We start from the raw sequence: 21,256 nt of genomic DNA, 5'->3' as shown, positions 1-21,256 counted from the left end.
TTCCACCCCTGTCGCAAGTCCCGAAAGCCCCCGAATGGCCTCGGTACCCGCGCCAGCCCACCCTCTTGTTCACAGGACACCGCCATGACCCTGGGCCTTGATCTGCAACGTGTCGCCAACAACTATCAATCCGAACTGCAACGCTTTGCCGAGCAGCACCCGCGCTCCGGCGCCTTCTACCAGGAAAACCTCCAGCACTGGCTGTACGGCGCCCCACTGCACTGGATGCAGCAATGGCCGGGCTCGTACCCGATCATGGTGGCGGACGCCCAGGGCGCGTCCCTCACCGACTGCGATGGCCACCAATACGTGGACTTCGCCCTGGGCGATACCGGCGCCATGTTCGGCCACGGGCAACCAGCCGTGGCCGCCGCCATCGCCGAACAGGCCCGGCATGGTTCGACCCTGATGCTGCCCACGGCAGACAGCCTGTGGGTCGGCAAGGAACTGAAGCGGCGCTTCGGCCTGCCCTACTGGCAGGTCACCACCTCGGCCACCGACGCCAATCGCTTCGTCCTGCGCCTGTGCCGGATGATCACCGGACGCCACAAGGTCCTGGTGTTCAACTGCAACTACCACGGCAGCGTCGATGAGTCCCAGGTGGAGTTCGACCCCCAGGGGCAGATGATTCCCCGAGAAGGCGTGCACGCCAATGGCTTGCAGCACGAAGCCACCACCCGCCTGGTGGAATTCAATGACCTGCCGGCCCTGGAGGCGGCCCTGGCCCATGGCGACGTGGCCGCGGTATTGACCGAACCTTTCATGACCAACGTCGGCATGGTGCCACCCGCCCCGGGCTTTCATGAGGGCCTGCGGGCGCTGACCCAACGTTTCGAGGTGCCGCTGATCATCGACGAGACCCACACCCTGTCCTGCGGGCCGGGTGGGTATTGCGGCGAACACGGGCTGCAAGCGGATTTTTTCGTCGTCGGCAAATCCATTGCCGGCGGCATCCCCACTGCGGTCTGGGGGGCCAGCCAGGCCATGGCGCAACGGATCTGGCAAGTGCTGCCGCATTTCCAGCCGGGCCAGGCGATCAACCATTTCGGCTTTGGCGGCACCTTGGCCGGCAATGCCCTGCAAATGGCCGCCATGCGCGCCACCTTCAGCGAAGTGATGACCGAGGCCAACTACGCCCACATGTTCCAGCTCGCGGAACGCCTGCGGGCCGGGGTCGAGGCCATCATCGACAAACACCGCCTGCCCTGGCACGTGACCCGCATCGGGGCGCGGGTCGAGTACCTGTTCATGCAGCAGGCGCCGCGCAACGGCGGCGAGGCCCACCATGCCCGCCATGGACTGATCGAGGCGTACCTGCACTTGTTCCTGCTCAATCGCGGCGTGCTGCTGACCCCCTTCCATAACATGGCCCTGCTGTGCCCCTACGCCAGCGCGGAACAGGTTGACCTGCACAATCAGTTGCTGGACCAGTGCCTGGCCCAGGTCGTGCCGGGAGCCCAGGCATGAGCCGCGCGCACAGCGGGCACGTTGCCCTGGTCACCGGCTCCGGCCAGGGCATCGGCCGAGCCATCGCTCAGTTGTTCGCCGCCCAGGGCGCCAAGGTACTGCTGGCCACCCGCAGCAAGGCCTCCGGTACCGAGACCCTGCGCCTGATCCGCGAGGCCGGAGGAACCGCAGAATTACTGACCCTGGACCTCGGCACCCGGGCCGCCGCCGAGCAGGCTGTGGCCGCCGCAGTGGACACCTTTGGTGGCCTGGACCTGCTGCTGCACAACGCCGGGATCTTCCCCATGCAGAAGCTCGCCGAGCTGGAGGACGCGACCCTGGACAGCACCCTGGCGGTGAACCTCAAGAGCTGCTTCTGGCTGACCCAGGCGGCCTTGCCGGCACTGCGCCAGGCCACCCAGCCCAGGATCGTCATCACCTCCTCGGTCACCGGACCGCGCACGGCGATTCCCGGATTGGCCCACTACGCGGCCTCCAAGGCCGGGGTCAACGGGTTCATTCGTGCGGCAGCGCTGGAGTTGGCGGAGTACGGGATCACGGTGAACGGGGTCGAACCGGGGCTGATTGCCACCCAGGCCATGGACAATCTGGGTGATGGAGCGCTACTGGCCAGGGGCATTCCCCTGGGGCGCCTCGGCAGCCCGGAGGACATTGCCTGGGCCATGCTGTTCCTGGCCTCGAAACAGGCGGGATACATCACCGGGCAGACCCTGGTGGTGGACGGTGGCGCCCTGCTCCCGGAAAACACTCAGTTGTAGGCACCACCCAGGCCGCTGCCCCGGGAGGGGCAGCGGCCCGACACTCAACTGCCAGTGCGGATCTTGTTCCACAACCGGGTACGGATGCGGTCGATGTCCAGCGGCATGGCCTCCAGGGCGAATAGCTTGTCCATCATCGCCGGGCTGGGATAGACCTTGGTGTCGTTCTTGATGGCCGGATCGATCAGGCTGTCGGCCTGCTGGTTGCCATTGGCGTAATGCACGTAGTTGCTGACGCCGGCCATCACTTCGGGACGCAGCAGGTAGTTCATGAAGGCATAACCGGCCTTCTCATCCGGCGCGTCCACCGGCATGGCCACCATGTCGAACCAGATCGGCGAACCTTCCTTGGGGATCGAGTAGCCGATCTGCACCCCGTTCTTCGCTTCCCGGGCCCGGCTCTCGGCCTGCAGGATGTCACCGGAGAAACCCACCGCCACGCAGATATTGCCGTTGGCCAGGTCGCTGGTGTACTTCGACGAATGGAAGTAGCTGACATAAGGCCGAACTTTCATCAGCAGCGCCTCGGCCTGCTTGTAATCCGCCGGGTTCCTGCTGTGGTGCGGCAGGCCCAGGTAGTTCAGGGCCGTCGGCAGCAGTTCGGGGCCGTTGTCGAGGATCGCCACACCGCACTTCTGCAGCTTCTGCATGTATTCGGGCTTGAAGATCAGGTCCCAGGAATCCAGCGGTGCATTGTCCCCCAGCACTTCCTTGACCTTGGCCACGTTGTAGCCGATACCGGTGCTGCCCCACAGGTAAGGGAAGCCGTGCTGGTTGCCCGGATCGTTGACCTCCAGGGCCTTGAGCAGCACCGGACTGAGGTTCTTCCAGTTGGGCAGTTGGCTCTTGTCGAGCTTCTTCAGGGCCCCGCCCTGGATCTGCCGGGCCATGAAGTGGTTGGAGGGAAACACCACGTCATAACCGGATTTTCCAGTCATCAACTTGCCGTCCAGGGTTTCGTTGCTGTCGTAGACGTCGTAGGTGAAACCGATCCCGGTTTCCTGCTGGAAGTTCTTGGTGGTGTCCGGGGCGATGTAGTCCGACCAGTTGTAGATCTTCACCGTGTCGGCGGCCTGGGCCAGGGAGGCGGCCAGGAACACCGGGCCGAGTGACAGCAATGCGGATGTCTTGCGGATCATGAGTCGATACCTGTGGCTGGTTTTGTTATTGGCAGGCAATCAAGGGATCAGAAAATCAAAACGTAGGTCTTGCGCACGGTCTCCTGGATGTCCCAGATCCCGGTGCTGTTGGCCGGTAGCATCAGTGCGTCTCCGGCTTCTATATGCAGGGTTTCGCCGTTGTCAGGGGTAAAGGTGCAACGGCCCTGGATGAAATGGCAGAACTCCTGGGCGACGATCTGCCGCCGCCAGCGCCCCGGCGTGCACTCCCAGATACCGGTCTCGACCCCATCGCTGCGCTCGACGGCCGTCACCGAGGTCACGGCCACCGGGCTGCCCAGGGGCACTGCCACTGGCGCCGATTCATCCAGGGTGACGCTGGCGGTGTTCTTGAATTGCGTAATGCTCATGGTTGTACCTTTCAACGAAAAATCCGAACGGACGTCGTTCAGTGCATGAAGCCGGCTCAGTGCATGAAACCTTCCATGAACCCGGCGATCCGGCTGGCCATCCTGCGCCGCCATGGAGCCGAGGCCGGATTGGCCAGGGTCTGGTCCTCGTGGACAAAGCTGCGAATGATCGCGTTGTAGCCCAGCCAGCGGCATGGCTCCGGCTCCCAGGCGCGCAGGGCCTCCAGGCCACGCTCAGGCAGGACCCAGGGCTGGCGCAGCAGTTGACTGTCACGCTGCAAAATCAGGTCGGCCAGGGTCCGTCCCCCGAGATTGCTGGCCCCCACGCCCTCACCGCCGTAGCCACCGGACAGGGCAATGCCCTTGCGCCGGTCGCAGAGCATGTGCGGCTTGAAGTGCCGGGACATGCCCAGGTTGCCGCCCCAGGAATGGGTGATGCGTACATTCTTCAATTGCGGGAACAGCTCGCCGAACAGGTAGCGGCGCAGCTCCACCTCGTCCCGGGTCAGGTCGAAGTCGTGGCGCAGTTGGCTGGCGAACTGATAACCGCCACGGGCACCGAACACCAACCGATTGTCCATCGAACGCTGGCCATAGGTGACCTGGCGGCTGCTTTCACTGAACGCCTGGCCCTGGCTCAGGCCGATTTCCTCCCAGGTCGACTCCGGCAACGGCTCGGTGGCCACCAGCAGGCTCTGCACCGGTAACTGATAACGCCCGAGGGGCGGCAGGGTCACCGAGTAGCCCTCCACTGCCGGCACTATCCAGCGGCTGCGCACCGCCGCCTGACGGGTCTGCAGGCTGCCGGACTGCCAATGGGTCACCGGGCTGTTTTCATAGATACGCACCCCCAGGCGCTCCACCGCCCGGGCCAGCCCCCGGACCAGCTTGGCTGGCTGGATGGTGGCGCAATGGGGGGCGTAGATGCCGCCATAGGGCTTGGCCACGCGGATTTGCTGGGCCAGCTGTTCCGGGCTGAGCCAACGATAGTCATCCTGGTTCAGGCCCTGGGCGTAGAGCGAATCCAGGTACTGGCGCAGGCTGGCCTCCTGCTCGGGGTAGCGAGCGGCGCAGTACAGCACCCCGCCCTTGCGGTAATCGCAGTCGATGCCTTCACGTTCGATGACGTTGGCCACTTCGTCTGGAATGCCATGCAGCAGATCGAACGAGGCCCGACGCTGCTCCGGTGACAGCCCGGCCAACAGGCGATCCTCCCCCAGCAGGTTGCCCATCAGCCAGCCACCATTGCGCCCCGAGGCGCCAAAGCCGGCGGTCTGCGCCTCGATCACCGCCACATTCAGTTGCGGCGCCTGGCGCTTGAGGTAATAGGCGGTCCACAGCCCGGTGTAACCGGCACCGATGATCGCCACGTCCAGATCCAGGTCCTGCGCGAGCGACGGCCGCGGCAGCAGCGGCTCGTCGAGCTGGTCCATCCACAAACTGATACTGCGCCACGCTGGCATGCAAGCACTCCGCAACCCGAACTTCGAATGCGGCGATCCTAGTGCCTGACCTCAAGCGCTGTCTTGCGCGCGTGCACGCAAAGAAATTTGCTTGGCGTAGGCCTTGGGTGACTGCCCGGTATGCTGGCGAAAGCAGCTGTAGAACGCCGACAGCGAATTGAACCCGGCCGCGAACGCCAACTCATCGATGCGCACCGGTAGCGAGCTCTGGTCCAGGGCCCTCAGCACATGCTGCAAGCGGGCCTGGTTCACATAGCGATAGAAACTCTGGCCCAGCACCTGGTTGAGCAGGTAGGAGATCTGATTGCGGCTATAACCGCACTCCCGGGCCACCCGTTGCAGGTCCAGCTCAGGATCGAGATAGGGCTGCTGGTGCTGGAAATACTGCTGCAGGTCCTCGGCCATGAAACTCAACTGGCGCGGCGACAACCCCAGGCGGCTGACCGCCGGACGCAGGCCACCGGCAGACTTGCCGGTCGCCGGCTCCCGCACCAGGGAGGCGTATTCGTTGACCCGCCAGATCAGCCCGTCGCGCACGGTGATCGCCTCGCTTGAGCGAAATGACACCAGCCCCTGACCACCGCGCAGGGTCACCTGGTACTGGATGAACGCCGTGTTGCCATCCAGGCGGATGCGATCGCTGTGTTCCAGGGCCTCATCAGGAGCCCGCGGCATGCTGACCCGCACGTATTCGCGCAGCTCATCCAGGCCCAGGGTGCGATTCTGGAAAAAGTCGTGGTACTGGATCTCGGGATGGTAAAGCGCCATTACGCCATCCAGGTCGCGATGCTTCCAGCACAGGTGATAGCGCATCACGGTCTCGCCGGTGGCCTGGGTTTGCAGCGGCCCGTCGTCAGGGGCAGACATAAGCTACTCGAAGCGGCAAAAGCGCAGCTTGCCGAACTTCGCCGGCCCCTTCAATGCCTGGTCGATGGCGCAAGGCCGCGGCCTTCGGCGCTTGTGGCTGACAAGACATGACTTGCATCAAAATTCCAGGAATGAACCGCCGGACGGCGGCTAAAAAACCTGCGAATGGTCACCGGCCGGTGCTATTTTTAAAACCTCAACCGATCGGGTCATTGACGATCCGGTCGTTCCTACCGCGAGCACAAGGAAGCGCTCAATGAATCAGGGTGGGCCACCGATGAACAGAGTCTGGGCCAGTAAAGTCACCTTTCCCAATGCTTGCCAGCTGATGCGCTGGCATTTTCACCCCATGGGTTTCGAGGCCAGCATGGACGCGCCTGGCAGCATGATCGCCCGGCTCTTCGACCGTGCCAGCGGCGAAACCATGATCGCCATTGCCGGCATCCCCTGCGCCACCGTGATGAGCGCCGCCGATGTCGAGCGAATAATCGAGGCGGTGGAAGATGAGCTGGAGGCCTTTTCTCCGTCCCTGTCATTCAAGGCCTGAAACACCCCTTTGCCCCTTAGCCCGCCGCACCGGCGGGCTTTTTCATGCTCATTGGCGCAGGTCCTGGAAGTAAGGTTTGTCACGGGGGACTCGCGCCGAGGCCCTGGGCGCATTCCCGGAACCCGGCTCCTGGCGATCGACGTACCAGTAGCAATGCTTGACCGCTCGCGTGATGCCCACATAGGCCAGGCGCAGGATCTCGTCCTTCTGTGCGCTGTCATAGGGCTCGGCGTCGCCGTCCTTGCCCAGCCCGGCCATGCGATACACCTGGTTCTTGTAGGGCGAACCGCTCAAATGCTGGCAATCACCCAACAGGAACACCGCGTCTGCCTGCAAGCCCTTTGCGCTGTGATAGGTCAGCTGTTTCAGCCGGCGAGCGGCAGGCGGCAAGCTAGAATCAACATTAACTATCTGTGAAATATGCTGCTCAATCAATAGCTTATCGCTAGTTTTTCGAAACAGCATCAAGATCGAATCACCCTGCCGATAGTGCTCTTCCAGACGCTGGGCCAGGGCCTGATCGTCGCGATCCAGCACCTGCACCGGCCACAGCTCCCTCGGCTCGCCACTGGCCTTGGCCTTTTTTCCGGCAATGGCCGGGGCCGCCCGGACGATATGCTCCGCGGCATCGATCACATGCTGATGGCTGCGATAGTTGTCGCTGAGCATCACCCGGGTGGTGCTCGGAGACGGGAACTCCTTGTCGAATTCGATGAAGTACTTGGGCGAACTGCCGCGCCAGCCGTAGATCGATTGCCAGTCGTCACCGACGCAGAGCAAGGAGGAATGCTGCGCCCCGCGCCCTATATGCAAGGCCGTGCCGCGACTGCGGATCTCCCTGAGGCAGGCCTTGATCCAGGAGACGATCTGCGGCGATACGTCCTGGAATTCGTCGATCATCAGGTGCGACATCGGCCTCAGGCAGGCGTCGCTCAGCAGCTTGAAGTTCTCCGGCGAACGTTCGCTGAACAGGGCGAACATCCGGTTGTAGCTCATGATGGGCGGCGACTGATCCAGCAGATGATCCTCCAGGGCCCGCCAGAACAGGCTCAAGGCCTCGAAGAAATAACGATCGGGGTCGTCCTGGGCAAAGCTCATGTTGCCTACGGCTTCGCCGACATCCAGCCCCAGGTTCTCGATAAAACCGGCGGCGGCGACAAAACAATCCAGCAACGGCGCCGAGGCCAACTCACCCTTGACCTTGTAGTCGAAGCCTGGCCCGGCACTGACCTGCGCACTGAAAGCGCCCATCGAGCGTTTTGATGCCTCATAACTATCAAGCCAAATCAATGGCTTACGACAGAAAGCTTGAAACAGGGTGCGCTTCACTGCCCACTCGGCCCGCACCGTCAGCTTGGCCCCGGGCCGAGTGATCTGCGGGCTTTCCCGCGGGTCGAACCCGAGCACCACCCAGGCATCCAGCTCGGCGGCATAGCCGTGGCAATGAAAGGTCGAGCCGTTGATTTCAAAGCGCTGGCGTTGTGGCTCGATTCCTTTGATCGGCCAGGCACCGGCGCGGATCCACAGGTCCTCGACGGTGTCGCAGAGCTCCTCATCACGCTTGGCGGCCAGCTCGGTGACCGCCACGCGCTTTTGCACATCCGGGTGGTCGCGCTCCAGTTCCTTGAGCTGCAGGGCATGGCGCAACAAGGGCTTGAGCGCCAGGCGAAAACGCTCATCACTGCTGTAAAGCCCCTGATAGCAGGCATTCAGCTGCTGGCGCTGGGCAGCATTGATCCGCAGATCGAAGGGATTGCTGTCCACCTCATCCTCGGCGCCCTGCAGGCGCTCGCTGAGGTTCTCGAAGGCCTGCAGGCGCTCGAACCCCGGCAGGCTGCGAACCATGGGCAGGATTCGCGAATGGAAGGTACGCACCAGGTCCCGGGCCTCACGAGGGTTGAGCACCCGGCCCCACAAGGCAAAGACCTCCAGCAGCTTGCCGATGAAGTCCTTGCGCGACTCGCGGGTGAAGGTCACCACGGTCAGGGCATCCAGCTCGAACCCCAGGTAGTGCACCAGCAGCAACAGGCGCAATACCAGCGAGGTGGATTTGCCAGCCCCGGCCCCGGCAATCACCGCGGTGGCCGGGGTATCACTGAAGATCATCTTCCACTGCGCTGCACTGGGCTGCGCCTGGGGCGGCAGCAAGCGGGCGACATCGGCCTTGAAGCGCTTCTTCACCTCGGCGCCCAGCGGCAGGCGCCAATCATCGAACAACCGGTCATCCACCCCCGGCAGCCGGTGCTCGGTGTCGCGACTGTCCCGGATCAGCAGCACCTGGCGGCCTTCCTCGAGCCCTTCAAGTCGCCCCTCCTGATAACCGTATTCCACCCCTGCCGTATGCCCGCTGCGAAAGCCGTCGGCCTGGCCGTGCAGCCAGGACGCCCGATGCTGGGCCCGCAGGCGATTCAGGCCATGCCCGAAAAAACGCGCCGCCAGGCGCTTGAGCCACGGCATCTGGGCCAGGGGTAGCAGTTCGGGGGGCAGATCGGGATTGTGTTGCGACACGCGGACTCCAGGGTGTGAGGCTGAGCGGTAATGGTCGCCGGATTCTTTCATGGCATCCAGCGAATTGCTTGCAAGTCATTAACTTAAGCGATGAACCGAAGGTTTGACAGCAGCTTGCGGGCAAAATAACCATCGAATTATACGATTGAATTCCAGCATTTTTTGCGCTTTTTATCGATCAATGACTGATAGATGATGCACGCCATCAACCCACGGTTATCGTTCTCTGGCCCGCAATCCCGGCGCCATGACGAGCCCTTTTGAGGAGACGATCATGCTTGAACTCAGACCCTTCAGCTCCCTGGGCGGCGCTCACCACGGCTGGCTGGATGCTCACCACCACTTTTCCTTTGCCGAGTACCACGACCCCAAGCGCATGCACTGGGGCAACCTGCGGGTCTGGAACGACGACGTGATCGCCCCCGGCACCGGCTTCCCGCAGCACCCGCACCGGGACATGGAAATCATCACCTACGTCCGCGAAGGCGCGATCAGCCACCAGGACAACCTGGGCAACAAGGGCCGCACCGAAGCCGGTGACGTACAGGTGATGAGCGCCGGCACCGGCATCGCCCACAGCGAGTACAACCTGGAAGCCACACCGACCAAGATCTTCCAGATTTGGATCATTCCCAACCAGGCGGGTTCTGCGCCGTCCTGGGGTGCCAAGCCTTTTCCCAAGGGCCAGCGCGAGGGCTTCGTGACCCTGGCCAGCGGCAAGGACGGCGACGGTGAAAGCCTGCGGATTCGCGCCGATGCACGGCTGGTAGCGGCCAACCTGAAAGCCGGCGAAACCGCCGAGTACCACCTGGACAGCGGGCGCAGGGCCTATCTGGTGCCGGCCACCGGGGCGATCGAGATCAATGGCTTGCGCGCCGAAGCTCGAGACGGTGTGGCGGTACAGGATGAGCAGGTGCTGCGGGTAACCGCCCTGCAGGACAGCGAAATCGTCCTGGTGGACCTGGCGTGAATCGCCGCGTGAAATGAAAAGGGGCGACCGTGATGGTCGCCCCCTTTTTTTTCGCCGGCGAGCCGGCTACAAAGACCGCGCAATGAACAACGACCGTAGGAGCTGGCTTGCCAGCGAAAGCGCCCGCAAGACCTGTATCCGTCTTAAGGGCCTTTTCGCCGGCCAGCCGGCTACGCGGATCAGTTGCCGCTGATGGCCGTGTCCACCAGGGCCTGGGCTTCCTGCACCAGTTGCTTGAGGTGGTCGTCGCCGATGAAGCTTTCCGCGTAGATCTTGTAGATATCCTCGGTGCCGGACGGGCGAGCGGCAAACCAGCCGTTCTCGGTCATGACCTTCAGGCCGCCAATCGCCTGGTCATTGCCCGGGGCCTGGCTGAGGATCTGGCGGATCGGTTCGCCGGCCAGTTGGGTCGAGGTCACCTGTTGCGGCGAAAGCTTGCTGAGCAAGGCCTTTTGCTGCGGATTGGCCTTGGCATCGACCCGCACCGAGAAGGGCTCGCCCAGCTCGTCGCACAGGGCGCGATAGGCCTGGTTCGGATCACGGCCGGTACGGGCGGTCATTTCAGCAGCCAGCAGGGACGGAATCAGGCCGTCCTTGTCGGTGCACCAGACACCACCGTCCTTGCGCAGGAACGAGGCGCCGGCGCTCTCTTCGCCGCCAAAGCCCAGGGAACCGTCGAACAGGCCGTCGGCAAACCACTTGAAGCCCACCGGCACCTCATACAGGCGTCGGCCCAGGCGCGTCGTCACCCGGTCGATCAGGCCACTGCTGACCACGGTCTTGCCCACCGCAGCATCGGCGCGCCATTGCGGACGGTTCTGGAACAGGTAGTCGATGGACACCGCCAGGTAGTTGTTCGGCGCCAGCAGGCCGCCACTCGGGGTGACGATGCCGTGGCGGTCGTGATCGGGGTCGCAGGCGAAAGCCACGTCGAAACGTTCCTTCAAGCCGATCAGGCCTTGCATGGCGTGGCTGGAGGACGGGTCCATGCGGATCTGCCCGTCCCAGTCCACCGACATGAAGCGGAAGGTGGCATCCACTTCGCGGTTTACCACTTCGAGGTCCAGGCGGTAGTGCTCGGCGATCGCCGACCAGTAGTTCACCCCTGCTCCCCCCAGCGGATCCACGCCCAGGCGCAGTTGGGCATTGCGGATCAGGTCCAGGTCGATGACGTTGACCAGGTCGGCGACATAGGTGTTGAGGTAGTCGTGGCGATGGGTGGTCTCGGCCTTCAGCGCCTGCTCGTAGCTGATGCGCTTGACCCCGGCGAGCCGGGCCGCCAGCAGTTCATTGGCCTTGGCTTCGATCCATTTGGTGATGTGGGTATCGGCCGGGCCGCCGTTGGTAGGGTTGTACTTGTAGCCACCGCTTTGTGGCGGGTTGTGGGACGGGGTGATGACGATACCGTCCGCCAGGCCACTGGTGCGGCCGCGGTTGTAGCAGAGGATGGCATGGGACACCGCCGGCGTCGGGGTGTACTCATCATTGGCCGCGATCATCACGGTCACGCCGTTGGCCGCCAGCACCTCCAGGGCGCTGGCCCCGGCTGGAGTCGACAGGGCGTGGGTATCGATGCCGACGAACAGCGGGCCAGTGATGCCCTGGGCTTCGCGGTACAGGCAGATGGCTTGGCTGATGGCCAGGACATGCCATTCATTGAAACTCAGATCGAACGAGCTGCCGCGGTGCCCGGAGGTGCCAAAAGCCACTCGCTGGGTCGGCACCGCTGCATCGGGTTGACCGGTGTAATACGCCGTAACCAGTCGCGGGATATCGACCAGCAACTCAACGGGTGCCGGTTTGCCCGCAAAAGGACTGAGAGTCATGCAAAACCTCTGAAAAAGGATGGTTCGGGAATGGAGCGCAGTTTACTGGCAGTTTGACCACGGCGCGACGAAATCTATCCCGGTACAGCCCCGCCTTTTCGAGCTGACTCATGTAGGCATTGGCTGGCGTAGGAGCTGGCTGTGTAGGAGCTGGCTTGTGTAGGAGCTGGCTTGCCAGCGAAGGCGCCTGCATGAGCAACGCATGACCTAACGCGCCCTTCGCCGGCAAGCCGCCTCTTCTACACAGGAGCCAGATGCAAAAACGCCAGGCTAAGCCTGGCGTTGGTCAATCAGGCCGGTTCGACCTGCAGCGCGACCCGCTCACGGCATGGACACTCGTCCATGTAGCGATGCGCCTCGACAAACTCATCGAAAGGGAACACCCGGGTCTTCAACGGCAGCAACACCCGGTCTGCGGTCAGCTGGTTGATGTCGCGCAACGCACGCTGCAACGCCACCTGGTCCTGAAGGATCCCCAGTTCCGGCTTGCCAGTGAAGTTGCCGATGCAGTGGACGAAGAACTGGATGTTCTTCTGGAACGCCGCACAGGCCGGGAACGGCGTCTGGTTGCCGCCTTGCAGGCCATACAGCACCAGGCTGCCGCGCGGCGCCAGGACATCACCGAGCATCGACATCTGCGGGCCACCGAGACCGTCGAACACCACGTCGACGCCGCGATTGTCGGTGAGCTTGTTGATCTGCATCAGCAGGTCCTGCTCTTCGGTGACGATCACCTTCTCGGCACCGAGGGATAAGAGATACTCACGCTCTTGCGCAGTCTTGGTCGCGGCAATTACTCGCACACCCAGGGCCTTGCCCAACTGCACAAAGGACGGGCCGGCGCAGTGGCTGGCGTCGGTCACCAGGGCAAACTGCCCGGGCTTGACCCGTGCCAGATCGGCGTAGGCGAAATAGGCGATCAGCAGCGGCGTGTAGTGCACCGCCGCTTCAATCGGGCTCAGCACGTCCGGGTAACGAGTCAGGGCCGAGCGCGGCAGGACGATCAGTTCGCCATACACCGGGTAATCATTGGGGCTCTCGGCAGGAAAGCTGGCGACCTTGTCACCAACGGCAAGGTCATCGACGCCCTCGCCCACGGCGGTGACCACACCGGCCATTTCATGTCCGAGACCGGACGGCAGCCGGGCATGGGACGACGCCAGGTTCTGCCGCCAGAGCACGTCATACCAGCTGATACCGATGGCTTCGACTCGTACCTGCACTTCGCCTGGGGCAGGCAACGAGGCCGCATGCTCTTCGCATTTGAGCACCTCGGCCGGGCCAAACTTGTGAAAACGAATCGTGCGGGACATCGCAAACCTCGTCAAATTAACCTCTAATGCCGCGAACTTTATCCGGGCTTTGAAAGCAAGACTATCAGTGCCTATTAATAGTCGACATGTCTGTCATTGATTTCGTGCCCTTGGAAATCAGGGCGTACAGCCTGCCGGAGCACTGCCCGACTACAAACAAACAACATTTAGCCGGTGCAGAGTACCAGCCTTTACCCGTAAGATTCACGCCGACCTTTGTACTGACAGGGTCGCTACCGTCAAGTTCGCTGACTCTGCCAGGACTCCAGATGAATCGTAATGACCTGCGTCGTGTCGACCTGAATCTGTTGATCGTGTTCGAAACACTGATGCACGAACGCAGCGTGACCCGCGCCGCCGAGAAACTCTTCCTTGGCCAGCCGGCGATCAGCGCCGCCCTCTCGCGCTTGCGCAACCTGTTCGATGACCCACTGTTCGTGCGCACTGGCCGCAGCATGGAACCTTCGGCCCGGGCAGTGGAAATCTTCGCCCTGCTGTCGCCGGCCCTGGACTCGATCTCCACCGCGGTCAGCCGCGCCGCCGAATTCGACCCGGCCACCAGCACCGCGGTGTTTCGCATCGGCCTCTCCGACGACGTCGAGTTCGCCCTGCTGCCGATGCTGCTCAAGCGCCTGCGGGCCGAGGCCCCGGGCATCGTGCTGGTGGTACGCCGGGCCAACTACCTGTTGATGCCATCGCTGCTGGCCTCTGGCGAGATCTCCATCGGCGTCAGCTACACCGCCGACCTGCCGGCCAACGCCAAGCGCAAGGTGCTGCGGCGCAGCCTGCCGAAACTGCTGCGCGCCGACACCGTGCCCGGGCCTTTGACCCTCGACGACTTCTGCGCCCGCCCCCACGCCCTGGTGTCCTTTGCCGGAGACCTCAGTGGTTTTATCGATGAAGAGCTGGAAAAACTCGGGCGCAAACGTCATGTGGTACTGGCCGTACCGCAGTTCAACGGCTTGAGCACCCTGCTGGCCGGCACCGACATTCTCGCCACCGTGCCCGACTACACCGCCGAGGCCCTGACTGCTGCCGGCGGCGTGCGCGCCGAAGACCCGCCGCTGCCGGTGCGCAGCTTCGAGCTGCACATGGCCTGGCGCGGCTCCCAGGACAATGATCCGGGGGAGCGCTGGTTGCGTTCGCGGATTCAGATGTTCTTTGGTGATCCGGATAGTCTTTAGGCGTCGTCGGGCAGGCTGTTCGGCTAATCATTTCTGTCTTTCCACAAACCATGGAGCTCCATTGACTTCCAGTGGATTGCTACATTGGGGGCATGTTTTGGATGGTTTGAAAAGGATGCCCCCAGTCTAAGGCCCAACAGTTCCGCTCTCGAAAAGTCTCCCCTGCGCTGTTCCCAACCGCCGTCGAACGCTAGTCGATAACCTCAGTTAATGGATGAACCTCCATACGAGAACAAGTGAGGAGTCGTGTGAACGACAATGATGGTAGCGCACCATCAATAGATGTTGTCCGTAAGCTTGCGCTTGCACTTCACAAAGCCCGCGCTCCAAGGCGGCAGCGGCAGGTGGCCGTGTACAACGACGCCGAGGGCCAGGAGGACACTGCATCAGGGCGCCCCTACGCCACCCCGTAGCATCCATGCCCCTGCAGGGGGGATTCGGCAAATTCGCTCAAGCGCTGGAAATAATCCGCCACTGCCGGCAACCACGGATGCTCGAACGGCGTGTCGAACCAGCGCTTCACCGAAAGTCCCACAGGAATATCCGCCTGGGTATGTGGTCCGTATTTATTAATGGGGTCGGAAGGCTCCGTTAGAGTCAAGTCGTTGTCAGACAGGCCCCATTACTGATGCTTGAAATTACTGAGGATGGCTCACGTAAACGCCGCGACGTTCAGATGAAATGCGCTAAGCATTAAATCTCGAGCTGAAATGACATCTCCATCCAAGATCGTTCAACTTTCCGATCATCTGCTCAGTCAAGCCATTGGCTCAAGCGTTAGAAACATTGGATACTGCCAATGCGCCAGCACCCATCTTTCAAGGTTGAAATGACACATGGCAAGGAAGAAAGCCAAAAACTCCGGTGGCACCGGCATACTTATCATTTTTGCTCTGGCATTCAGTGCTCTCGCTGCGATCCCCAAAAACGCCTGGATAGCGATCGGTGTCATAGCGGGTATCGGCACGATTATGTGGCTGCTGGCCGAACGCGGAAAACGCCGGCTCAATCAGCTTCAAGAATCGGCTGCAAAGAATATACGCCCGCAAAAGCCACAAGGCTTAGGCGTAACGTTTTCCATGCGTGAGGTCTCGACGAGCAATAGGGACAATGAGGAAAGCCCCGAGTTTTATACGGTGCAACTTGGCTCTCCCCCTGCCAATACCTTTAAAATTCCAAGTATCAGTTCACAGAAGGCCGACGCCCGCTGGGTGCCTGCTGGCGAAATCATCGAAGTTGCCGGCTTCTCCCTGCCTGGCGGCATGCTTTATATCGGGAGCACACTCGATAGCAAACATGATGCTCAAGAGCCTTCACTGATCAACCCAAAGCTTCGGATTGCCAAGAACTACGTCGACCTCAACGAGCGACTGATGTCTTATTGGCCGAGTTTTCACTCCATTACACCGCAAGCGCGACGCGGATACCTGCAATGGCTCGCAGGTGGGCGTAGTGATCCGTTGGCGGATACCGGCTATGTATTTTTGTTTTTCTACGGTTTGGAACGTCGAGCCCTCATTGATCCTATTTACGATTCAAAGGTGAATAATGAGATGCCTCTTATAGTCGACGAGGTCCGGCGCCTACTGAGTATTTATAGAGGAAATGGGTCATTCCGAGGCTATGCAGAAAGCTTCCTCGACTACTTGGGCAACCGCGCCGTTGACGCGAATCTCTACCTTGGCCTGCCGCCCAACGTGGCCGAGCACAGCTACGAAATGCCTCTGCCGCTGCGCATTGGTTTAGGTCAGCACGCGTCCAATAAGCATCCGCTGACTGCCGATTGGGCACTGGCATGGGCGTTGGCCGACCCCAACATCAGTAAACGTACGCCAGTCATACGCTGCAAAGATGTGTTTTCACGCCTGTTCAAGCTCAAGTACGAAACCTCTTATCCTGCGGGCCTGACACTGGCGCAGAACAAAACCAAGCTCAAGGCCAGCTATCGCCCTGCCTCTGCCGTAATAAAGGCCCCCACCCTTACCCTAGGGGATCTGCCTGACGTCATGGCAACCTCGGGCACACGTAAAATTTTGCAACTGCTGGTCGAGCAATGCACCAGCGAAGTTGAGCCCTACAGCCGTTATTTGGGAAGAAACCCTGAAAGCGCAGAGGCACTTGAGGGGCTCCTGCAGCTTCCTGTCGCGCTCTGGCCGAAGGCAGCCCACGACGAATTGGATGAGTTGCAGTCCAGGATTGGTAACGACCTGGTCGTCATGAGTTTTGGAGAGCTCGCAGGGCGCTTTAAAAGCGCGGGCGCATTGTCTCGAGACAAAGTACTCGCTCTGGCCCGCGCATTGGAGTCGCTGCATATTGGAATGGAACCCGACGTACTGGGTGGTAGCAAGACGCCAAAAGCCGAGGACCGGATCGCGTTGTTTGTAACCCAGCCTGAAGATGGATCACTCCGTGCGTCTGCTGCATACAACGCCGCATCGGTAACCCTTGATTTGGCTAGTGCGGTGGCTTCGGCCGACGGTGATACCTCCAACGAAGAAATCACACTGCTTGCTCAACATATCGACTCATGGAGTCACTTGAGCGGTGCCCATCACAAACGCCTCAAGGCACATCTGCAAATCCAACTCCAACAACCGCCCACGCTTGCTAGCCTTAAGAAAAAGCTCGATCCCTTGCCCGTCGATGCAAAACGCACCATTGCCGGCTTCCTCGCTCATCTGGCGCAGGCCGATGGCATCGTCAGCCCTACGGAAGTGAAGTTGCTGGAGCGTGTGTATAAGGCACTGCAATTGGATAGCCAGTTGCTTTACAGCGACCTCCATGGGGCGGCAGCCGGTGTGGGTATTGCCGTGACGCCTGCCACCACTTACCCATCCGCCGAACCCGGCGCGCAGCCTGCCTCATCTTCGAAACAAGGTTTCGTCCTTGATCATGATCGGATTGCACAGCTTCAGCGGGAGACGGAGGAGGTCTCCGCCCTCCTCGCCAGGGTGTTCACTGAGGATCAGGTTGAGGAGGCGGAGCGGCCGACTGAAAGCGCTGAACCGAATTCGGAGTCGAGCGCGGACGTGCCAGGGCTTGACCTGGAACACTCGGCGTTCCTCCGCCTGTTGATCTCTCGCCCGGAATGGAGCCGCGCAGAACTGGAAGCCGCTGCCAGCGACATGGAGCTCATGCTCGATGGCGCTCTGGAACAAATCAACGACATGGCTTTTGAACGATTCGACATGCCCGTCACAGAAGGCGACGACCCGATCGAGATAAACACAGACATCCTGGAAGAATTAGCCCTATGAGCACTATCAGAGCCAAGGATCGCGATGCGGTCATTCAATCGTTACGCGCGGGCGTAGTGCCACGTGTTGGTCAGCACCTGATTCAGGTTGGCCGTGTGGGTGAGCTTGATGCTCTGATCAAGGATGTCGAACGTCTGGTGGAGAGCGGATCAGCGTTTAGGGTGGTGATAGGCGAGTACGGCGCAGGTAAAACGTTCTTTCTGAACCTGGTTCGTGCTATCGCCATGGAACGAAAACTCGTGACCATGCATGCCGACTTGAACCCTGACCGCCGGTTGCATGCCACTGGGGGGCAAGCTCGCTCGCTTTACTCCGAACTAGCCAAGAACATGTCAACGCGCACAAAGCCTGACGGTGGTGCCATGCAAGGCATCGTGGAGAAATTCATCTCCCAGGCCAAAACAGAAGCCAAGGCAGCGGGTACCGACAGCGAGACAGTTATTCGTAAGCACTTGGCCGAGTTGACCGAGATGGTCAATGGGTACGACTTTGCCGAGGTGATCGCTGCCTATTGCCGCGGTTTTGAGGAAGGCAATGAGCAACTGAAGGCCGACGCCATTCGTTGGCTGCGCGGAGAATTCACCACCAAAACCGATGCCCGCGCTGCCTTGGGCGTGCGGACCATCATTGATGACGCCTCCGTCTACGACCAGCTCAAGTTGCTTTCCAGATTCGTCAGGCTCGCAGGGTTCGGTGGCCTGATGATCTGCCTCGACGAACTGGTTAACCTCTACAAACTGGCGAATACGCAGGCTCGTAATGCCAACTACGAACAGATCCTCCGCATCCTCAACGACTCATTGCAAGGGTCATCCGAAGGGTTAGGTTTCGTGCTGGGCGGCACGCCCGAGTTTTTGATGGACACTCGTCGAGGGTTATTCAGCTACCCTGCCCTGCAGTCGCGATTGGCTGAGAACTCGTTTGCCAAAACCGGACTGGTGGATCTCTCAGGGCCGGTCATTCGCCTTACCAGTCTTACCCCTGAAGACTTCTATGTACTGCTTCAAAAACTCCGCCACGTATATGCCGGCGGCGATGCTGAAAAGTATTTGCTGCCTGACGAGGCGCTTCCTCTGTTTATGGCTCACTGCAACCAACGCCTAGGGGAAGCCTACTTCCGCACACCGCGTACCACGATTACAGCGTTCATCAATCTACTGGCCATCCTGGAGCAAAACCCAGGGGCCGATTGGCGAACACTGCTAGGGGCAGTCGAGGTCGCCAAGGATTCCGGCGGTGAAGATGATATGAAGGTCGATGCGGACGATGAACTTGCCACCTTCACACTCTGATTCATCAGGCTTCGAACAGCTAGAGCCCCGGATCCAGCGCTGGATTTGGGCTGAAGGTTGGACCTCCCTTCGCGACGCCCAGGAATGGGCCGTGCCTGTTCTGGTGCACGCCGATCAGGACGTCATCATCGCCGCAGCAACAGCCGCTGGCAAAACCGAAGCCGCCTTCTTGCCCATCCTGACGAATCTGCTCAATAACGATGATCCGCCTGGTGCGGTGCTGTATATCAGTCCGCTCAAGGCCTTGATTAACGATCAATGGGACAGGTTAAGCCGACTCTGTGAGCAGCTTGAGATCCCTGTGGTCGCTTGGCACGGAGATGTTTCATCCAGCAAAAAACACCGTTTTCTCAAATCATCTGAGGGCGTGCTGCTAATCACTCCCGAATCTCTTGAAGCATTGTTCGTCAACCGTGGCTCAAGTCTCGGCGGGGTATTCCAACACCTGCGCTATATCGTCGTGGACGAACTACACGCTTTCATCGGCAGTGAGCGAGGCAAACAACTTCAGTCATTGATGCACAGGGTTGAACTTGCTGCGGGGAGGCGCCTCCCCAGGGTTGGGCTTTCAGCCACCCTCGGCGATATGAAGATGGCGTCAGCGTTTTTGCGCCCAGCCAATGCCGATAACGTTACCGTTATTGAATCGAAAAACGCTAACCAGACACTTCAGGTGCAAGTTCGCGGCTACATTCAGCCGCCAATGAGCGAGCTTAAAAAGAAACCTGCTCAACCCAATGAGCAGGAGGGGAATGAAGACGAAACGGAAAATGAGGCAAGCCCCGACTTCGCAATTGCTGAGCATCTCTACCAGGTACTACGCGGCAGCAATAACTTGATCTTCCCGAACAGTCGCTCCCAGGTTGAATGGTACGCAGATCAACTGCGCCGACGATGCGAGAAAGACGGCGTGCCCAACGAGTTCTGGCCTCATCACGGCAGTCTCTCGAAAGACCTGCGGGAGCAGGCTGAACATGCACTGAAAGCCGGCGACCGGCCAGCATCTGCGATTTGCACTACAACACTTGAACTCGGAATAGACATCGGCAGTATCAAAACGGTGGTGCAAATTGGTGCCCCACCTTCCGTGGCAAGTCTGCGTCAACGTTTAGGGCGTTCCGGCAGACGCCCAGGAGAGAAAGCAACGTTACGCGTTTACTGTAAAGAATCACCGCTCACGGATAAATCTGGCTTATCTGATCAATTACGCCAAGGGTTGGTACAAACCATTGCCATGGTTCGACTGCTGACCAGAGGTTGGTTTGAACCTCCCAGAGCCCAGGGCATTCATGCCTCCACCTTGGTTCAGCAATGCCTTTCGATCATTGCTCAATGCGGCGGCGCTTCGGCTGCCGACCTATGGAAAAACTTGATTGCTGAAGGCGTATTTCAAGGTATTGAAAAGCCAGACTTTGTGAAACTACTCAAATCTCTGGGTGAGCACGAATTGATTGTCCAGGACAGCTCAGGATTGCTGCTGCCAGGAACAGTTGGCGAGCGCATGATCAATCACTATGAGTTCTACAGCGCATTCACCAGCGATGAAGAATTCCGTCTGGTATGCGACGGTAAAGCCTTGGGCTCGGTCCCCGTTAGCCGTCCGCTGACCAAAGACCAACGCATTATCTTCGGTGGCCGTCGCTGGCAGGTGCGTGATGTTGACCTGCAGGCCAAGGTCATCATTGTCTCAACGGCACGCGGCGGGGCTCCTCCACAGTTCGATGGCTTGGGCGCCATGGTACATGACGCCGTACGTGAGGAGATGCGAGCAGTCTTGGCGGACTCCAATCCCTGCCCGTTTATCGATCAAGGCGCCAAGATTTTACTCGACGAGGCCCGAAAAACTTTTGCCTTATCGGGGCTAGGCGAGCGCTACCTTATCGAGTCGAGTGGGAAATGTTATTTGATCAGTTGGCTTGGGGATTACGCTAATGATGCTCTGCGTCTGCTGCTCAATCATGTGGGCCTATCCTGTGATAATTCGGGCTTGGCTATAGAGATCTATGCAAACATCGATCAGGCAAGAGAGGCACTCAAGACTGTGGGCACGTTGGACCCTAGCGATCTCAATTCGCTTTTGGAGGAGGTGCAAAATATGTTGCGCGAAAAGTGGGATTGGGCGTTGCCGGAGTCGTTACTCGTGAAGTCTTTTACCTCGATATCGCTCGACATTTCCACCGCTATTTCCTTTGCCCAGATACAGTGGGCGAGCTGAATCTGAACAAGGTCAAGGTAAAAGTTATACGTGAAACGCATGCGAACATACCCAATCACAA

General features: G+C 60.4%; 16 protein-coding genes. 8 read left to right on the top strand and 8 right to left on the bottom strand.

Annotated features, from left to right (window positions below; all coding sequences use genetic code 11):
• Positions 1 to 84 precede the first annotated feature (84 nt).
• Together ACZ5BO_RS16970 and ACZ5BO_RS16965 are read left to right on the top strand one after the other, a co-directional pair.
• Complete coding sequence (locus ACZ5BO_RS16970) at positions 85 to 1,467, top strand: aspartate aminotransferase family protein (protein ID WP_464695813.1); 1,383 nt, start codon at positions 85 to 87, stop codon at positions 1,465 to 1,467.
• Positions 1,464 to 2,225 carry an SDR family oxidoreductase gene (locus ACZ5BO_RS16965; RefSeq protein WP_464695812.1) on the top strand — a complete coding sequence of 254 codons (762 nt, stop codon included), beginning with the start codon at positions 1,464 to 1,466 and terminating at the stop codon, positions 2,223 to 2,225. Before ACZ5BO_RS16970 ends, ACZ5BO_RS16965 begins: the two co-directional genes overlap by 4 nt.
• 44 nt (positions 2,226 to 2,269) lie before the next feature.
• Here the strand turns inward: ACZ5BO_RS16965 and ACZ5BO_RS16960 are convergent, their stop codons facing one another.
• Genes ACZ5BO_RS16960 through ACZ5BO_RS16945 form a run of 4 tightly spaced genes read right to left on the bottom strand, consistent with a single transcriptional unit; the run spans position 2,270 to position 6,083 of the window.
• On the bottom strand, positions 2,270 to 3,364 hold the full coding sequence (locus ACZ5BO_RS16960; protein WP_464695811.1) for a polyamine ABC transporter substrate-binding protein: 1,095 nt from the start codon (positions 3,362 to 3,364) through the stop codon (positions 2,270 to 2,272).
• Between the two features lie 47 nt (positions 3,365 to 3,411).
• A complete protein-coding gene (locus ACZ5BO_RS16955; protein WP_025129086.1) occupies positions 3,412 to 3,753 on the bottom strand; it encodes a cupin domain-containing protein in 342 nt (113 codons plus the stop codon).
• A gap of 56 nt (positions 3,754 to 3,809) precedes the next feature.
• Positions 3,810 to 5,216, bottom strand: coding sequence for an NAD(P)/FAD-dependent oxidoreductase (locus ACZ5BO_RS16950; protein ID WP_464695810.1), 1,407 nt, complete (start codon positions 5,214 to 5,216; stop codon positions 3,810 to 3,812).
• Between the two features lie 51 nt (positions 5,217 to 5,267).
• Positions 5,268 to 6,083 carry a helix-turn-helix domain-containing protein gene (locus ACZ5BO_RS16945; protein ID WP_464695809.1) on the bottom strand — a complete coding sequence of 272 codons (816 nt, stop codon included), beginning with the start codon at positions 6,081 to 6,083 and terminating at the stop codon, positions 5,268 to 5,270.
• Between the two features lie 277 nt (positions 6,084 to 6,360).
• On the opposite strand from ACZ5BO_RS16945, the gene ACZ5BO_RS16940 reads away from it, so the two are divergent.
• Positions 6,361 to 6,630, top strand: a complete 270-nt coding sequence (locus ACZ5BO_RS16940; RefSeq protein WP_025129089.1) for a DUF1652 domain-containing protein — start codon at positions 6,361 to 6,363, stop codon at positions 6,628 to 6,630.
• A gap of 48 nt (positions 6,631 to 6,678) precedes the next feature.
• Here the strand turns inward: ACZ5BO_RS16940 and ACZ5BO_RS16935 are convergent, their stop codons facing one another.
• Entirely contained in the window at positions 6,679 to 9,138 is a 2,460-nt protein-coding gene (locus tag ACZ5BO_RS16935; RefSeq protein WP_464695808.1) for a UvrD-helicase domain-containing protein, read from the bottom strand.
• Between the two features lie 274 nt (positions 9,139 to 9,412).
• Between ACZ5BO_RS16935 and ACZ5BO_RS16930 the strand changes: the two genes are divergently transcribed.
• Positions 9,413 to 10,108, top strand: a complete 696-nt coding sequence (locus ACZ5BO_RS16930) for a pirin family protein (protein WP_464695807.1) — start codon at positions 9,413 to 9,415, stop codon at positions 10,106 to 10,108.
• Positions 10,109 to 10,287: 179 nt separating this feature from the next.
• Here the strand turns inward: ACZ5BO_RS16930 and pgm are convergent, their stop codons facing one another.
• Together pgm and ACZ5BO_RS16920 are read right to left on the bottom strand one after the other, a co-directional pair.
• Positions 10,288 to 11,934: a phosphoglucomutase (alpha-D-glucose-1,6-bisphosphate-dependent) gene (pgm, locus tag ACZ5BO_RS16925; RefSeq protein WP_464695806.1), complete on the bottom strand. Its 1,647-nt coding sequence runs from the start codon at positions 11,932 to 11,934 to the stop codon at positions 10,288 to 10,290.
• Positions 11,935 to 12,224: 290 nt separating this feature from the next.
• Entirely contained in the window at positions 12,225 to 13,247 is a 1,023-nt protein-coding gene (locus ACZ5BO_RS16920; protein ID WP_464695805.1) for a zinc-dependent alcohol dehydrogenase family protein, read from the bottom strand.
• A 269-nt stretch (positions 13,248 to 13,516) separates the two neighbouring features.
• Between ACZ5BO_RS16920 and ACZ5BO_RS16915 the strand changes: the two genes are divergently transcribed.
• Positions 13,517 to 14,431, top strand: coding sequence for a LysR family transcriptional regulator (locus tag ACZ5BO_RS16915; RefSeq protein ID WP_464695804.1), 915 nt, complete (start codon positions 13,517 to 13,519; stop codon positions 14,429 to 14,431).
• Between the two features lie 397 nt (positions 14,432 to 14,828).
• On the opposite strand, the gene ACZ5BO_RS16910 is transcribed toward ACZ5BO_RS16915, so the two are convergent.
• Positions 14,829 to 14,966: a hypothetical protein gene (locus ACZ5BO_RS16910; protein WP_464701429.1), complete on the bottom strand. Its 138-nt coding sequence runs from the start codon at positions 14,964 to 14,966 to the stop codon at positions 14,829 to 14,831.
• 301 nt (positions 14,967 to 15,267) lie between these two features.
• Here ACZ5BO_RS16910 and ACZ5BO_RS16905 point away from each other — a divergent pair, with 301 nt between their 5' ends.
• The 3 genes from ACZ5BO_RS16905 to ACZ5BO_RS16895 are packed head-to-tail and all read left to right on the top strand — an operon-like array spanning position 15,268 to position 21,195.
• Positions 15,268 to 17,688: a tellurite resistance TerB family protein gene (locus ACZ5BO_RS16905; protein ID WP_464695803.1), complete on the top strand. Its 2,421-nt coding sequence runs from the start codon at positions 15,268 to 15,270 to the stop codon at positions 17,686 to 17,688.
• Complete coding sequence (locus ACZ5BO_RS16900) at positions 17,685 to 18,980, top strand: ATP-binding protein (protein WP_277378197.1); 1,296 nt, start codon at positions 17,685 to 17,687, stop codon at positions 18,978 to 18,980. Before ACZ5BO_RS16905 ends, ACZ5BO_RS16900 begins: the two co-directional genes overlap by 4 nt.
• Positions 18,955 to 21,195, top strand: coding sequence for a DEAD/DEAH box helicase (locus ACZ5BO_RS16895; RefSeq protein ID WP_464695802.1), 2,241 nt, complete (start codon positions 18,955 to 18,957; stop codon positions 21,193 to 21,195). Before ACZ5BO_RS16900 ends, ACZ5BO_RS16895 begins: the two co-directional genes overlap by 26 nt.
• Positions 21,196 to 21,256 lie beyond the last annotated feature (61 nt).

It is taken from the genome of Pseudomonas sp. FFPRI_1 (assembly GCF_055384485.1).
The sequence above is the reverse complement of the archived record's forward strand: the minus strand, read 5'-3'. Positions and strand labels throughout refer to the sequence as shown.

What these genes read in the sequence shown, in the direction of transcription:
- ACZ5BO_RS16960 (WP_464695811.1), bottom strand. Translation starts at nt 3,364, where the DNA reads ATGATCCGCAAGACATCCGCATTGCTGTCACTCGGCCCGGTGTTCCTG.
- ACZ5BO_RS16930 (WP_464695807.1), top strand. Translation starts at nt 9,413, where the DNA reads ATGCTTGAACTCAGACCCTTCAGCTCCCTGGGCGGCGCTCACCACGGC.
- ACZ5BO_RS16900 (WP_277378197.1), top strand. Translation starts at nt 17,685, where the DNA reads ATGAGCACTATCAGAGCCAAGGATCGCGATGCGGTCATTCAATCGTTA.
- ACZ5BO_RS16970 (WP_464695813.1), top strand. Translation starts at nt 85, where the DNA reads ATGACCCTGGGCCTTGATCTGCAACGTGTCGCCAACAACTATCAATCC.
- pgm (WP_464695806.1), bottom strand. Translation starts at nt 11,934, where the DNA reads ATGACTCTCAGTCCTTTTGCGGGCAAACCGGCACCCGTTGAGTTGCTG.
- ACZ5BO_RS16955 (WP_025129086.1), bottom strand. Translation starts at nt 3,753, where the DNA reads ATGAGCATTACGCAATTCAAGAACACCGCCAGCGTCACCCTGGATGAA.
- ACZ5BO_RS16920 (WP_464695805.1), bottom strand. Translation starts at nt 13,247, where the DNA reads ATGTCCCGCACGATTCGTTTTCACAAGTTTGGCCCGGCCGAGGTGCTC.
- ACZ5BO_RS16905 (WP_464695803.1), top strand. Translation starts at nt 15,268, where the DNA reads ATGGCAAGGAAGAAAGCCAAAAACTCCGGTGGCACCGGCATACTTATC.
- ACZ5BO_RS16965 (WP_464695812.1), top strand. Translation starts at nt 1,464, where the DNA reads ATGAGCCGCGCGCACAGCGGGCACGTTGCCCTGGTCACCGGCTCCGGC.
- ACZ5BO_RS16940 (WP_025129089.1), top strand. Translation starts at nt 6,361, where the DNA reads ATGAACAGAGTCTGGGCCAGTAAAGTCACCTTTCCCAATGCTTGCCAG.
- ACZ5BO_RS16915 (WP_464695804.1), top strand. Translation starts at nt 13,517, where the DNA reads ATGAATCGTAATGACCTGCGTCGTGTCGACCTGAATCTGTTGATCGTG.
- ACZ5BO_RS16950 (WP_464695810.1), bottom strand. Translation starts at nt 5,216, where the DNA reads ATGCCAGCGTGGCGCAGTATCAGTTTGTGGATGGACCAGCTCGACGAG.
- ACZ5BO_RS16895 (WP_464695802.1), top strand. Translation starts at nt 18,955, where the DNA reads ATGAACTTGCCACCTTCACACTCTGATTCATCAGGCTTCGAACAGCTA.
- ACZ5BO_RS16945 (WP_464695809.1), bottom strand. Translation starts at nt 6,083, where the DNA reads ATGTCTGCCCCTGACGACGGGCCGCTGCAAACCCAGGCCACCGGCGAG.